The organism is Rhodococcus sp. AC861, from assembly GCF_979256035.1.
The window spans coordinates 1-244 of record NZ_CEEDMW010000087.1; the positions used below are offsets into that span (position 1 = coordinate 1).

Below are 244 nucleotides of genomic sequence, written 5' to 3' on the forward strand. Positions count from 1 at the left end.
GTCCAACGACAACGTCAGGATCAGGAAGATGCCGTTGGCCATCAGGAAGCCGATGGGCGCGCCGAGCTGCGGCCACCTCGCGGCCCAGGCCCGCTTGCCCTCCTTGGCGGTCTCGGTCGCCAGCAGTGCGGCGCCCGCCCACTCGCCGCCCAGGCCGACACCCTGCGTGAAACGCAAGAGCGCCAACAGCATCGGGGCGATGATGCCCACGCTGTCGTAGGTGGGAAGCAGTCCGATGAGGAAG

At 68.4% G+C, this 244-nt stretch carries 1 pseudogene; it reads right to left on the minus strand.

From position 1 onward, the window contains the following. A pseudogene (locus AC0IX4_RS23255) lies at positions 1–244 on the minus strand (MFS transporter); the annotation flags it as partial.